Source organism: Amycolatopsis sp. NPDC051758 (assembly GCF_044453095.1).
GTDB lineage: Bacteria > Actinomycetota > Actinomycetes > Mycobacteriales > Pseudonocardiaceae > Amycolatopsis.
This window is the reverse complement of record NZ_JBITCJ010000002.1, coordinates 373,183-386,157: the sequence shown is the minus strand read 5'-3', so window position 1 is coordinate 386,157 and position 12,975 is coordinate 373,183. Positions and strand designations below refer to the sequence as shown.

Here is a 12,975-nt window from a genome sequence, read left to right as displayed (position 1 = left end):
AGCGTGCTCAGCGGGCCGGCGGCACGATCCCGTACTCGTGGATCTTGCGGTAGATCGTCGCCCGCGAGATCCCGAGCAGCTTCGCCGCCCGGACCTTGTTGCCGTCGGCATCTTCGAGGCACCGCACGATGGCGTCCCGCTCGATCGACTCGAAGCGGTTGAGCGGCCGCCGGGTCACCGCGTGGAACTCCGCCGGCAGGTCGCCCGGGCGGATGGTGCCCGCCCGCCGGCGCTGGGCCACCTTGCGCAGCACCTGGTAGAGCTGCCCGGTGTTGCCCGGCCACTCCGCCCGCATCAGCAGGTGCAGCGCCGCCGCCGAACACGTGAGCCGCCCGCCGTAGCCGAGCTTGCTCAGCACCAGCGGTACCAGTTCCGCCAGGTCCTCGACGTGGTGGCGCAGCGGCGGCACCCGCACCGTCCGCGGGAACGACTTCAGCAGCTCGGCCAGCCTCGGCTCGGTCTCGGCCTCCGGCACGAGCGTCGCGACGACCCACGGTGCGTCCGGCCGCTCCCGCAGTTCGCGCAGCACCGCCGCCAGCGCGGTCGCCGCCGGCGCCGTCAGCCGGTCGGCGTGGCGCACCACCAGCGTCCGGATCGGGGTCTCGGCGTGTTCGCGCAGCAGCGCGCTCGCCCAGTCGGGGCCGGTCGCGGTCGCCGCGTCGACGGTGAGCAGCCGGTCCGCCGGGTGGTGCCGCTGGTGCAGGCCCTTCGCCAGGACGAGCTTGCCGGTGCCCGGCTCGCCTTCGAGCGCGACCCACTCGCCGCGCTGGTGGCCGGTGTCGAGGTCGTGCCCGCAGCGCAGCCACAGCGGCGCCGAACCGACCACCCCCGGCAGGTACATCGGCAGCATCGGGGTCGAGATCGCGAGGGTTTCCTCCGCCTCGATCAGCTTCACCGACAGCACACCACCGGCGGTGTCGGTCTCGCGCTGGCCGGGGACCCGGCGGCAGAACACGCGCACCCGCAGGCCGCTGGACAAGGCGAGCGTCGCCGACGTCCGCCGCCCGTCGGTCAGCGCTTCGGTCCCGTGGCTGAGCAGCACCGACTGGTCGACCGGGTCGAGCAGCTGCCGAGCCCGGTCGTTCATCATCACGATGTCTTCGTTGAACGCCAGCACGATGCCGGTCCACCGGCGGCAGGTCTGCAGGTAGGCCTGGAAGAGGATCATCTCCCGCAGGTCGCTGTGCCGCAGCAGCGCCTGGCGGATCTGCTCGGCGGTCGAGCGGGCCAGCGCGATGAGCAGGCCGCCGGCGTCCTTGTACCAGCAGGTGAGGTCGACGGCGCCGATCTTCTTGCCGGAGATCGGGTGGTGGATCGGCACCCCGGCGCAGGCCAGGTTCTCCAGGTGCTCGGCGTAGTGCTCGTGGCCGAACACCGTCGTCGCGCGGCCGTCCTCGAGCGCGGTGCCGATGCCGTTGGTCCCGACGGACTGCTCGCCGTAGCTGAACCCGGGCACGAGCTCGACCCGCTCGAGGTGCCGGCGCAGGTCGGCGTCGCCGGTCCGCTGGGTGAGCACCACGCCGTTCGGGTCGGTGAGGATGAGGCTGATCGGCTGGCCGTCGAACTGCTCGCTCAGCTTGTGGAGCACCGGCTCGGCGCCGCGCATCAGCGGGATGTCGAGGTTCTGGTCGCCGAGGAAGTGCGGGTCGATCCGCTCCGCCTGGACCTGGAACTCCTGCGAGCGCCGCCAGGACGCCAGGATCGTCTGCCGGACGGTCCCGGGAGGCACCGGCTCGGCGGTCAGGAAACGCACCCGGGTGCGGGCGAGCTCGTCGTCGGCGAGCAGGGTTCCGGGCGCGATCTCGTCCACGTGACCTCCATTTTCCCGCGGCCCACGTGGGTGCGGGCACACCCGTTGTGCCGCCCGTCCAGCCTAAGCGCGTTAGGCCGGTCACGGTGTCTCAAATTGAGACGCCCGGGTGGCGCGGGCGGCGGTCCGATGGACCCCGGAAGAGTCCGTCGACCAGGAGGAGAGCCGATGGCCGCCGAAGGCGCTGAGACGTACAACCCGTGGACGATCGTCAACGTGGTTTTCACGCATCTGGCCGAACAGGGGCTGCACCCGGTGTTCGGCGGGGAGGGTCATCCCGGCGAGCCCGCCGCCGCGCTGCTGCGGGCGCTCGGCATCACGCCGACCGTTGAAGGAGACGCGCGCGTGCGGAACGGCGTCCAGAACGAGCTCGCCGAATTGCGCGCCCGGATGCTCGGCGCGGACGAAACGCCCTGAGCAGCGCTTCTGTCTCAGATTGAGACCCGCGTCACTGACGCACGCCCCTTGAATGGTGAACGCAGGACGTCCGCCCCGACGGCGAGCGACGGACAAGGAGTCTCCATGAGTCGCCAGAGTGTGGCGAAAGCCCACCAAAAGATCCAGGAACTGTCGTGGGAGCCGGCGTACCACACCCCGGTTTCGCACTACGGGACCGACTACACCTTCCAGAAGGCCAAGAAGAAGGACCCGCTGAAGCAGGTCCTCCGGTCCTACTTCCCGATGCAGGAAGAAAAGGACCACCGGGTCTACGGCGCCGAAGACGGCGCGATCCGCGGCAACATGTTCCGCCAGGTGCAGGAGCGCTGGCTGGAGTGGCAGAAGCTGTTCCTGTCGATCATCCCGCTGCCGGAGATCTCGGCCGCGCGGGCGATGCCGCTGCTGTTCCGCACGGTGCCCAACCCGGAACTGCACAACGGCCAGGCGATCCAGATGATCGACGAGGTCCGGCACTCGACGATCCAGCAGAACCTCAAGCGCCTGTACATGCAGAACTACATCGACCCGGCGGGCTTCAACTCGAGCCTGCGCAACTTCCAGAACGACTACTGCGGCACCATCGGCCGCCAGTTCGCCGAAGGCTTCATCACCGGTGACGCCATCACCGCGGCGAGCATCTACCTCACCATCGTGGCCGAGACGGCGTTCACGAACACGCTGTTCGTCGCCATGCCGGCGGAAGCCGCCGCCAACGGCGACTACCTGCTGCCCACGGTGTTCCACTCGGTGCAGTCCGACGAGTCCCGCCACATCAGCAACGGCTACGCGACCCTGCTGATGGCGCTGTCGGACGAAAGCAACCACCAGCTGCTCGAACGCGACCTGCGGTACGCGTGGTGGAACAACCACGCCGTGGTCGACGCCGCGATCGGCACGTTCATCGAGTACGGCACCAAGGACCGCCGCAAGGACCGCGAAAGCTACGCGGAGATGTGGCGCCGCTGGATCTACGACGACTACTACCGCTCGTACCTGGTCCCGCTCGAGAAGTACGGGCTCGTGATCCCGCACGACCTCATCGAAGAGGCGTGGAACCGGATCTGGAACAAGGGCTACGTGCACGAAGTCGCGCAGTTCTTCGCCACCGGGTGGCTCGCCAACTACTGGCGCATCGACCCGATGACGGACGAGGACTTCGAGTGGTTCGAGTACAAGTACCCGGGCTGGTACGACAAGTACGGCGCCTGGTGGGAGAACTACAGCCGCCTCGCGACGCCGAACGGGCACCACCCGATCGTCGCCGAAGACGTGAACTACGTGTACCCCCACCGCTGCTGGACGTGCATGGTGCCGTGCCTCATCCGCGAGGACATGGTGGTCGACGAGGTCGACGGCCAGCACCGGACGTACTGCTCGGAGACGTGCCGCTGGACCGACGCCGAGGCGTTCCGGCCCACCTACCAGGGCCGCAACACCCCGAACATGGGCCAGCTGGTCGGCGCCCGCGAGTGGGAGACGCTCTACCACGGCTGGAACTGGGCCGACGTCGTCTCCGACATGGGCTTCGTGCGCGACGACGGCAAGACCATGGTCGCGCAGCCGCACCTGAACCTCGACCCCAAGAAGATGTGGACGCTCGACCACCTGCGCCGGATGCCCGAGGTGCAGTCGCCGAACGTGCTGCTGAACCAGATGACCGACGCCGAACGCGCCGCGTTCGTGGCCGACTACAACCGCCAGGGCCCGGCCGGACGGCCGGCGCCGCAGCAGGCCTGACCGCGAGGAGAGGCCCGGCATGGCAGAAAAGCACCGCGTCCGGTTCGAACCGGTCGGGATCGAGATCGACGTCGCCGAGGACACCACGATCCTGCGCGCCGCCGCCGAGCAGGGCGTCATGCTCATGCACGGCTGCAAGGAAGGACAGTGCGCGGCCTGCAAGTCGTTCATCCTCGACGGCGAGGACGTCGAACACGACCGTTACTCGACCTTCGCGCTCCCCGATTACGAAAAGGAGGAGGGTTTCACGCTGCTGTGCCGGGCCCACGCCTACGAAGACCTGACGATCGAGCTGCTCAACTACGACGAGGAAATGATCCAGTCCGGCCTGCCGATCCAGGAGGCCGAGGTCGAGGTCGTGGCGAACGACCACGTCACCCACGACCTGCGCCACCTCGTCGTCAAGCTGACGGATCCGGACCAGTCGCTGAAGTTCTTTCCCGGGCAGTACCTGGACTTCGCGATCCCGGACACCGAGGAGTCCCGGTCGTTCTCCATGGCCAACACCTCGGCGCGCGAGGGGCTCCTGGAGTTCGTCATCAAGATCTACCCCGACGGGCTGTTCTCCCGGTTCCTGGACGCCGATGTCGCGGTCGGCGACCGGCTCCGGGTGACCGGCCCGTTCGGGGTGTTCACCCTCCGGGACAACCCGGGCAAGGACCTGGTCTTCGTCGGCGGCGGGGCCGGGATGGCGCCGATCCTGTCGCTGCTGCGGTCCATGGCCGAGCGCGGCATCGACCGCAAGGCGACCTACTACTACGGCGCCCGCCGCGAGGCGGACCTCTGCTTCCACGCCGAACTGCGGGAGCTCGAGGAGAAACTGCCGAACTTCCGTTACGTCCCAGCGCTTTCCGAACCGGGTGACAACGCCTGGGACGGCGAGACCGGCCTGATCACCGACGTCCTGCGCCGGGCCGGCCTGGACCTGAAAGGGGCCGACGCCTACGTCTGCGGGCCGCCGCCGATGGTGGAAGCCGCGCTGGAACTGCTGCCCGCGCTCGGCGTCGCCGACAAGCGCGTCTTCTACGACAAGTTCACCACCACGGGCGAAGGGTAAAACCCATGACAGCCACCTCCGAACGCAGCGTGCCCAAGCCGACGTTCACCGACGCCGAAGCGGGCGCCAAGGTCTTCCCGGACTCCACCGCCCGCCAGTACAACTACTTCACCCCGGCCAAGCGCAAGCAGAGTCACTACGAAGACGTCACCGTCGAAGTCCAGCCCGACCCGCGGCACTACCTCGCCCAGGGCTGGCTCTACGCCTTCGCCGACGGCAAGGGCGGCTACCCGCTCGAGTGGACCGCGCTCAAGGCCTGGGGCTCGGACCGGCCGATTCCCGAGCGCAGCCCGGGTTCCGGCGGCAAGGGTTACGACTGGCCGGCCCTCGGCTGGCACGAGTTCCGCGACCCCAACGAGGAGTGGGAGCTCACCCTCTACCGCTACAACGCGAACGTCGTGCGCCAGCTCAACCAGAACATCGACGCGGCGCGCCAGGCCAAGGCGTTCGAGCAGTGGAACCGCAACTGGATCGACTTCGTCGCCAAGAACGTCGGCGCCTGGATGCACGTCGACCACGGCCTCGGCCTCTACCTGTACGCCAACGCCAACCGGCGCGCGCCGACGAACATGCACAACAACGCGATCTCGGTGAACAGCATGCACCGGATCCGCGCGGCGCAGGACCTGGCGCTGTACAACCTGACGCTCACCGAGGAGATCGAAGGCTTCGACGGCGCCGCCCACCTGACGACCTGGGCCGAGGACCCGGCCTGGCAGGGCGTGCGGGAGACCGCCGAGCAGCTGACCGGGATCTGGGACTGGTGCGAGGCGATCTTCGCCGCGAACATCGTCTTCGAGCCCCTCGTCGGCGAGCTTTTCCGCAGCAACCTGGTGCAGCAGGCCGCGCCGGCGAACGGCGACTTCGTCACGCCGACGCTGATCGGCGCCGAAGAGTTCGACTTCTCCGAGCGCGACCTCCGCTACACGAAGGCGATGTTCCACCTGCTGATCAACGACAAGGAGTTCGCCGGCCACAACCAGGCGCTGCTGCAGAAGTGGCTCGAGGACTGGGTGCCGAAGAGCATCGCCGCCGCCCGGGCCCTGCAGCCGCTGTGGTCGCAGCCCGACGCGAAGCCCATCCGGTTCGAGGACGGTCTCGACCGGGCGAAGAGCCGGTTCGCCGGAATCCTGTCCGAATTGGGTCTCAAAGCACCGGAGGAGCTGGGCCAGTGACTGTCTTCAAGACGTCGGAAAGTCCGTACAAGGTCAACAACACGGCCTCGAACATGTGCGGCTTCACCTTGATGAACAACCAGGTCGGCGCGATCATCGCCGAAGTCATGGCCGGCAAGGACAACGTGACCGTGACGCCGCTGCCGTCGATGATCCGCGTCGACGCGAAGGGCCGGACCGACCTGGTCTACGCCGAGGTCGACGAGGCCGCCGGCGAGGAAGAGGGCTGGTTCAACGCGGCAGAGTTCGAGGAGAGCATGTCCACCCACTACGGGCGGATGATCCACGAGGACGACCGCACGATCATGTTCGCCAACCCCGAGGACGCGGCCGAGTACCTCGACTTCGACCTCAAGGTCATCAAGTAAGAACCGCAGGGAAGCACTCGATCCGCTCAGGAAGGATCACCGATGTACGAAAAAGACGGCGAAAAGTATTTCGTGGTGGACGCCCACACCCACTTCTGGGACGCGAGCCCGGACAACTGGGTGAAGGGGCAGGAGGAATACGCCAAGGGCTGGATCGAGTGCTTCCACGCCTACCAGGGCCTCGGCCCGAAGGAGACGCACTGGCCGATCGACCGGTTCCAGAAGTACTCCGAAGAGCTGATGATGCACGACCTGTTCGAGGTCGGGCACGTCGACACGGCCATCTTCCAGCCGACGAACCTGCGGCAGTGGTACAAGAACGGCTTCAACACCACCGAAGCCGACGGCGCGCTGGCCGCGAAGCACCCCGGCAAGTTCCTCGTCAACACCACCTTCGACCCGCGGGAAGGCGACGCGGGGATGAGGGCGTTCGAGGAACGGGTCAAGAAGTACGGCTGCAAGGGTGTCAAGCTCTACACGGCCGAGTGGTACGGCGACTCCCGCGGCTGGAGCCTCAAGGACCCGGAAGCGGCTCGTTATCTCGAGAAGTGTGAAGAACTGGGCGTCAAGAACGTCCACATCCACAAGGGCCCGACGATCTGGCCGCTCGACAAGGACGCCTTCGACGTGTCCGATGTGGACCACGTGGCGACGAACTTCCAGGGCCTCAACTTCATCGTCGAGCACGTCGGCCTGCCGCGCATCGAGGACTTCTGCTTCATGGCCACCCAGGAGCGGAACGTCTACGCAGGGCTCGCCGTCGTCGTCGGCGGCCTGATGCACGCCCGGCCGAAGTTCTTCGCGAAGGTCATGGGCGAGCTGATGTTCTGGATCGGCGAGGACAAGCTGATCTTCGGCGCGGACTACGCCATCTGGGAGCCCAAGTGGCAGGTCGAGGGCTTCGTCGACTGGAACATGCCGGGTGACGACGAGCTGTCGGACTTCGCGCCGCTGACCGTCGACCAGAAGAAGAAGATCCTCGGCCTGAACGCCGCGCGGCTCTACGACATCGACGTGCCGAAGGAGCTGCAGCTCGCGGCACCGGAGTCGGTCGAGCCCGTCGGCGTGCCGAACTCATGACGGCACTGCAGGACACGGGTGTGCACGCCGGCCACGCCGCGGTGTGGTCGGCGCTCGGCACCGTCCGGGATCCCGAACTGGACGAACCCCTCACCGATCTGGGTTTTGTGGCCCGCTGCGAGGTGAGCGCGGCGGGCCACGCCGTCATCCGGCTGCGGTTGCCGACCTACTTCTGCGCGCCCAACTTCGCGTTCCTGATGGTCGCGGACGCCTACGACGCCGTCGCCGGGGTGCCGGGCCTGACCGGGCTCGACATCCGGCTCGACGACCACTTCGCGTCCGACGTCATCAACCGCGGGGTGGCGGCGCGGCAGGGGTTCGTCGCGTCGTTCGAGGGTGAGGCCGTCGACGAGCTCGACACGCTGCGCTACGACTTCGTGCGCAAGGCCGTGCTGGCCGGCACCGACCGCGTCTGCCGGACGCTGTCGGGCACCGGGCTCGACCCGGCGTCGCTGACGCTCGGCGAGGTCCCGCCGGGGCCGGACGTCGAGCGGCTGCGGGCGCGCCGCCGCGAGCTGGGCCTGCCCGCCGAGGACGGCGACCCGCTGCTGCTCGACCCGGCCACCGGGCAAGCGGTGGCTCCCGCCGACGCGAAACGGCACCTGGCGTTCGCGCGGCTCACGCGTACCAGCATGGAGGCCAATTCGGGCGTGTGCCGCGGCATGCTGCGTGCGCGGTACTCGCTCACTTCGGATGAGGAGGGCACGGGATGAAGGCCGTGCGGCTGCAGAAGTACCACCAGCAACCGGTGATCGAAGAGGTGCCGGAGCCGCGCGCCACCGGGCCCTTCGACGTCGTGGTCAAGATCGGCGGCGCCGGCGTGTGCCGCACCGACCTGCACATCATCGAGGAGCAGTGGGCCGAGAAGTCCGGGGTCGCGCTGCCGTACACGATCGGCCACGAGAACGCGGGCTGGGTGCACGAGGTCGGCCCGGCGGTGACGAACGTCGAAGTCGGCGACACGGTCATCCTGCACCCGACGCCGACGTGCGGGCTGTGCCACGCCTGCCGCGCGGGCGACGACATGCACTGCCCGAACGGGAGCTTCCCGGGCATCGACTCCGACGGCGGCATGGCCGAGTACCTGCTGACGTCGGCGCGGGCGTGCATCAAGCTCGACCCGGCGACCCAGCCGTCCGACGTCGCCGCGCTCGCCGACGCGGGCATCACCGCCTACCACGCGGTGCGCAAGGCCGTCCCGCAGCTGTACCCGGGCACCACCTGCGTCGTCAACGGCGCCGGCGGCCTCGGGCACATCGGCATCCAGTCGCTCAAGGCGCTGACCGCGGCCCGCGTGATCGTGGTCGACCGCAACGCCGACGCGCTGGAGCTGGCGGCCACCCTGGGCGCCGACGAGACGGTGCTGGGCGACGGCAAGCAGGTCGAGGCGGTGCTCGACCTGACCGGCGGCAACGGGGCCGAGGTCGTGCTCGACTTCGTCGCCGAGCAGGGCGCACAACAGGACGCCTTCGCGATGACCCGGCGTGCCGGGTCGCACTTCGTCATCGGCTACGGCAGCAACATCGACATCCCGACCATCGACATCATCTCCACCGAGCGCAACGTCATCGGCAACCTGGTCGGCACCTACAACGACCTGGCCGAGCTGATGGTGCTCGCGCAGGCCGGGAAGGTCACGCTCCACACGAAGAAGTACCCGCTGGACGCGGCTCTCGACGCACTCGCCGACCTCGATGCCGGACGCGTGCGCGGTCGGGCCATCCTCACACCCTAGGAGCAGGAAACATGGCGAAGGAACTGCGGTTCGGCTCGGACGCCCGCGACCTGCTGCTGGCGGGCGTCGACAAGCTGGCCGAAGCGGTCAAGTCCACCCTCGGCCCCAAGGGCCGCAACGTGATCATCGAGAAGATCACCGGTTCGCCGGTGGTCACCAACGACGGCGTCACCATCGCCCGCGAGATCCACCTGAAGAACCAGTTCGAGAACATGGGTGCGCAGCTGGTCAAGGAAGCGGCGATCAAGACCAACGACGTGGTCGGCGACGGCACCACCACGGCCACCGTGCTCGCTCAGGCGATCGTCCACGAAGGCATGCGGGCCATCTCGGGCGGTGGCAACCCGGTGCTCGTCAAGCGCGGCATCGACCACGCCGTCGGGCTGCTGGTGGCGCACCTGGAGAAACAGGCGCACCCGGTGGTGTCCGAACAGGACTACGCGCGGGTCGCGGCGATCTCCGCCAACGACGACGACACGGTCGGCGCGGTGATCGCGAAGGCCCTGCACACCGTTGGCGACGGCGGTGTGGTGACGATCGAGGAGTCCCCGGCGATCGGCATGAGCGTCGACTTCGTCGAGGGCTTCGAGTTCGACAACGGCTACCTCTCGCCGTACCTGGTCACCGACCCGGGCCGGCTGGAGGCGGTGCTCGACGACCCGTACATCCTGATGTCGGCGGAGAAGATCACCAAGGTGCAGCAGCTGATGCCGTTGCTGGACAAGGTGATGCGGGCCCCGCGGCCGCTGGTGGTGATCGCGGAGTCGATCGAGGGCACGGCGCTGTCGATGCTGGTGCACAACCACGTCAACGGCACGTTCCAGTCGGTGGCCGTCCGCGCGCCCGGCTTCGGCGACCGGCGGCTGCACAAGCTGGAGGACCTCGCCGCGATCGTCGGCGGCGCGGTGCTGTCGAAGACGTCCGGGTTCAGCATGGAGACGATGACCCTGGAGCACCTCGGCCGGGCCAAGCAGGTCCGGGTCACCGAGAACAACACGACCATCGTCGGCGGCGCCGGCACGTCCGAGGCGGTCGAGTTCCGGGTCGGGCAGCTGCGGGCGGAGCTGGAGCGCGCGCAGTTCGGCGTCGACGAGGACGTGCTGACCGAACGGATCGGCGCCCTGACCGGCAAGGTCGCGGTCGTGCGTGTCGGCGCGGCCACCCCGGCCGAACTGAAGGAGCTGCAGCACCGGGTCGAGGACGCCCTGTCGGCGACCCGGGCGGCGATGGCGGAAGGCATCGTGGCGGGCGGGGGAGCGGCGTTGCTGCACGCCGAGAAGGCCCTCGAAGGCCTGGGGCTGGAAGGCGACCAGGCGATCGGCGTCGAGATCGTCCGGCGTGCGCTGGCCGAACCGGCGTTCCTCATCGCGCACAACGCGGGCCACCCGGCGCACGAGATCGTCGCGCGCACCCGCGAACTGGGCGACGACGAGGGCTTCGACGCCCTGCACGACGAATTCGGCGACATGATCGCGCTCGGGGTCGTCGACCCGCTTCGGGTGTGCCGGTCGGCCATCCAGAACGGCGCTTCGGTGGCGGGTCTGCTGCTGACGACGAACTCGCTGATCGCCGAGGAGCAGACCCCGTGGGGCGGCAGCGCGGCGCTGATGACCGAGTTCGGCCCGCTGGACGAAGGCTTGCACCAGCCGTCGCCCGACGCCAGCACACCGCAGTCCCTCGGGATGGGCCCCTCCGTCGGCTGAGCTTTCGTCCGCCAGCCCACGGAGATCGGAGGTCCCTTCGCCGGCGTCCTGAGCGCCGGTGAAGGGACCTTCCCGTGCTGCGCCGGGCCGCCGTCGATGCCACGCTGGTGATCATGACGCACTACGTGATGGCCCAGACGCTGGCGACGGTGACCGAGTTCGAGGCGAAGGGCTTCCTCGGCACGGTCGGCAAGATCGCCGCGGCGACGGTGATCTTCTTCATCGCTATCGGCTTGGTGGTGGGGTTGCTGCTGGGGTTCTTCATCGGCCGCTCGGTGGGCCGGCGTCAAGGCCCGCGCTGAGGCGTCAGTTCGCTCCGAGCGGGGGCGCTTTGCGCGCGGCGCGCACGACGTTCGGGTCGAGGTGCCAGTCGGTGCCGACCCGGACGGCGGCCGACCGGTCACGCAGCAGCTTGAGGGTCGCGCCCACGTCGAACGGTGCGAGGTCGTTCAAGCCGGTCACGCTCGCGGCCGAGAAGGTCGTCGTGCTCAGCCGGTCGGCGAGCAGGACGATGAGCCGCTCGTCCGGTGTCATCCGGTCGAGCACGCCTCTCGCCGGCGCCAGGATCGCCCCGGCGACCGATCCGGTGATCGCCAGGTCGTCCGCGAACGTGCGGTAGGACGCGAGACCGTGCCGATCACAGAGGTGCTTGCCGACGGTAACCAGCGAAGCGGCGTGATGGCCCAGGTGGGCCGCGAGCTCGTCGCGCGCGTTGCTGTCCTCGTCGTCGTCCGGTACCCGATAGGCGTCCAGCAGCGCGGCCGCGTCGCCCGGGGGGAGCGGGCCGACCCGCACCACCGGGAGATCGTCGCGGAATTCGTCGTCTTCGCTGATCAGGATGACCCGGGTGCGGCCGAATTCGGGCAGCGGGAGGGCCTCGAGCAACTCGGGACCGACGCCGGCCGGGATGTCGTCCACCACCCACAGGCAGCGCGGCGACGCACGAGCGGACCGGCGAGTCCGCACGACGCCCGTTCGCCCGAGCAGCCGCGGCCGGGGCGGATCGAGGTCGATCAGCGCGGTCTCGAGCCGTCGCCGCAGTTCGCCGGGTTCCGCGGTGGCGCCCTTGAGGCTCAACCACCGCACGCCGCCCGGGTATGCCGCCGCGAATCGCCACGCATAGGTCGTCACCAAGGCCGTCTTACCTGCGCCCGGCAGGCCGGACACCGCGGCGAAGGCACCGCAGGCGGTCTCGTCGATCAACGGGAACTCCGCCACGTGCAGTGCCGTGTGCAAGTCCCAAAGCTCCCGGTAGCGCCCGAGGAACCGGCGGACGGGCCCCACTCGCTGCGCGTGCCACGACGGGGGCGAATCCGGCAGGGCGGAGCCGATCGGGGTGCCGACCGCCGCGGCTCGCTTGGCGATCGCGCGCACGAGTTCGTCGTCGTCCGCGATCGCGAACTTGGCGTCGGCCAGCTGGACCGGACGGAGGTGATCGGTGTCCGGTTCCGGGTTGAGCACCATGATCCGCCCACAGGGGTCACCCTCTTGCTCGCCGGCGAGGATGGCGAGCATGAGCTCGTGCTGGCACGCGGCGCGCTCGGAGTAGTCCGTCGAGTAGTAGGCGAGCAGCGTCTTCGACTCGCTCAACGCCTCTCGGATACTCTCCGTGATACCTGAGAACAATTCGATCTTCTCGTCGAAGAAAACGCGCACACCTGAAGTGCTGAGATTGTCCGCGAGCCGCCGGCCGATCGACCGGTCCGTGCCGGCGAAGGACAAGAAGACATCGTATCTGGGTTCAGGCAAGTCGTTCGGTCCTCTCGGGCTGACGACTTGCTCACTCGTCGTCATGGGCGTTGGTCCTCAGGCTTCGCCCATTTGTACCAGCGATCACCCTGTGTTGCGGCGTTACATCGTTCCCTTCGCAGT

At 68.7% G+C, this 12,975-nt stretch carries 12 protein-coding genes; 10 read left to right on the top strand and 2 right to left on the bottom strand.

The window, feature by feature from the left end; genetic code table 11:
• Nucleotides 1-7: 7 nt before the first annotated feature.
• Entirely contained in the window at nt 8-1,810 is a 1,803-nt protein-coding gene (locus ACIA5G_RS10995; protein ID WP_395922415.1) for a sigma-54-dependent Fis family transcriptional regulator, read from the bottom strand.
• A gap of 168 nt (nt 1,811-1,978) precedes the next feature.
• On the opposite strand from ACIA5G_RS10995, the gene ACIA5G_RS10990 reads away from it, so the two are divergent.
• From ACIA5G_RS10990 to ACIA5G_RS10945, 10 genes are all read left to right on the top strand, one after another.
• Nucleotides 1,979-2,227 (top strand): hypothetical protein, encoded by a 249-nt coding sequence (locus ACIA5G_RS10990; RefSeq protein WP_395922414.1) that lies wholly within the window; start codon nt 1,979-1,981, stop codon nt 2,225-2,227.
• A 105-nt stretch (nt 2,228-2,332) separates the two neighbouring features.
• Nucleotides 2,333-3,985 (top strand): methane monooxygenase, encoded by a 1,653-nt coding sequence (locus tag ACIA5G_RS10985; protein ID WP_395922413.1) that lies wholly within the window; start codon nt 2,333-2,335, stop codon nt 3,983-3,985.
• Between the two features lie 19 nt (nt 3,986-4,004).
• Nucleotides 4,005-5,042 (top strand): NADH:ubiquinone reductase (Na(+)-transporting) subunit F, encoded by a 1,038-nt coding sequence (locus ACIA5G_RS10980; RefSeq protein ID WP_395922412.1) that lies wholly within the window; start codon nt 4,005-4,007, stop codon nt 5,040-5,042.
• Nucleotides 5,043-5,047: 5 nt separating this feature from the next.
• Entirely contained in the window at nt 5,048-6,217 is a 1,170-nt protein-coding gene (locus ACIA5G_RS10975) for a toluene hydroxylase (protein ID WP_395922411.1), read from the top strand.
• The gene (gene mimD, locus ACIA5G_RS10970) at nt 6,214-6,585 is read left to right on the top strand and encodes a propane 2-monooxygenase effector subunit MimD (protein ID WP_284748407.1); all 372 of its coding nucleotides are present in this window, start codon (nt 6,214-6,216) and stop codon (nt 6,583-6,585) included. The genes ACIA5G_RS10975 and mimD overlap by 4 nt, the downstream gene beginning before the upstream one ends.
• A gap of 42 nt (nt 6,586-6,627) precedes the next feature.
• Entirely contained in the window at nt 6,628-7,665 is a 1,038-nt protein-coding gene (locus tag ACIA5G_RS10965; RefSeq protein ID WP_395922410.1) for an amidohydrolase family protein, read from the top strand.
• A complete protein-coding gene (locus ACIA5G_RS10960) occupies nt 7,662-8,378 on the top strand; it encodes an iron-sulfur cluster assembly protein (protein WP_395922409.1) in 717 nt (238 codons plus the stop codon). Before ACIA5G_RS10965 ends, ACIA5G_RS10960 begins: the two co-directional genes overlap by 4 nt.
• Nucleotides 8,375-9,400: an NAD(P)-dependent alcohol dehydrogenase gene (locus ACIA5G_RS10955; RefSeq protein ID WP_395922408.1), complete on the top strand. Its 1,026-nt coding sequence runs from the start codon at nt 8,375-8,377 to the stop codon at nt 9,398-9,400. The genes ACIA5G_RS10960 and ACIA5G_RS10955 overlap by 4 nt, the downstream gene beginning before the upstream one ends.
• Before the next feature lie 11 nt (nt 9,401-9,411).
• Nucleotides 9,412-11,103 carry a chaperonin GroEL gene (groL, locus tag ACIA5G_RS10950; RefSeq protein ID WP_395922407.1) on the top strand — a complete coding sequence of 564 codons (1,692 nt, stop codon included), beginning with the start codon at nt 9,412-9,414 and terminating at the stop codon, nt 11,101-11,103.
• A 74-nt stretch (nt 11,104-11,177) separates the two neighbouring features.
• A complete protein-coding gene (locus tag ACIA5G_RS10945) occupies nt 11,178-11,405 on the top strand; it encodes a hypothetical protein (RefSeq protein WP_395922406.1) in 228 nt (75 codons plus the stop codon).
• Between the two features lie 4 nt (nt 11,406-11,409).
• Here ACIA5G_RS10945 and ACIA5G_RS10940 read toward each other — a convergent pair whose 3' ends face one another.
• Nucleotides 11,410-12,897, bottom strand: a complete 1,488-nt coding sequence (locus ACIA5G_RS10940) for a TIR domain-containing protein (protein WP_395922405.1) — start codon at nt 12,895-12,897, stop codon at nt 11,410-11,412.
• Between the last annotated feature and the right edge of the window lie 78 nt (nt 12,898-12,975).

What these genes read in the sequence shown, in the direction of transcription:
- ACIA5G_RS10960 (WP_395922409.1), top strand. Translation starts at nt 7,662, where the DNA reads ATGACGGCACTGCAGGACACGGGTGTGCACGCCGGCCACGCCGCGGTG.
- ACIA5G_RS10990 (WP_395922414.1), top strand. Translation starts at nt 1,979, where the DNA reads ATGGCCGCCGAAGGCGCTGAGACGTACAACCCGTGGACGATCGTCAAC.
- groL (WP_395922407.1), top strand. Translation starts at nt 9,412, where the DNA reads ATGGCGAAGGAACTGCGGTTCGGCTCGGACGCCCGCGACCTGCTGCTG.
- ACIA5G_RS10985 (WP_395922413.1), top strand. Translation starts at nt 2,333, where the DNA reads ATGAGTCGCCAGAGTGTGGCGAAAGCCCACCAAAAGATCCAGGAACTG.
- ACIA5G_RS10975 (WP_395922411.1), top strand. Translation starts at nt 5,048, where the DNA reads ATGACAGCCACCTCCGAACGCAGCGTGCCCAAGCCGACGTTCACCGAC.
- ACIA5G_RS10980 (WP_395922412.1), top strand. Translation starts at nt 4,005, where the DNA reads ATGGCAGAAAAGCACCGCGTCCGGTTCGAACCGGTCGGGATCGAGATC.
- ACIA5G_RS10955 (WP_395922408.1), top strand. Translation starts at nt 8,375, where the DNA reads ATGAAGGCCGTGCGGCTGCAGAAGTACCACCAGCAACCGGTGATCGAA.
- ACIA5G_RS10965 (WP_395922410.1), top strand. Translation starts at nt 6,628, where the DNA reads ATGTACGAAAAAGACGGCGAAAAGTATTTCGTGGTGGACGCCCACACC.
- ACIA5G_RS10940 (WP_395922405.1), bottom strand. Translation starts at nt 12,897, where the DNA reads ATGACGACGAGTGAGCAAGTCGTCAGCCCGAGAGGACCGAACGACTTG.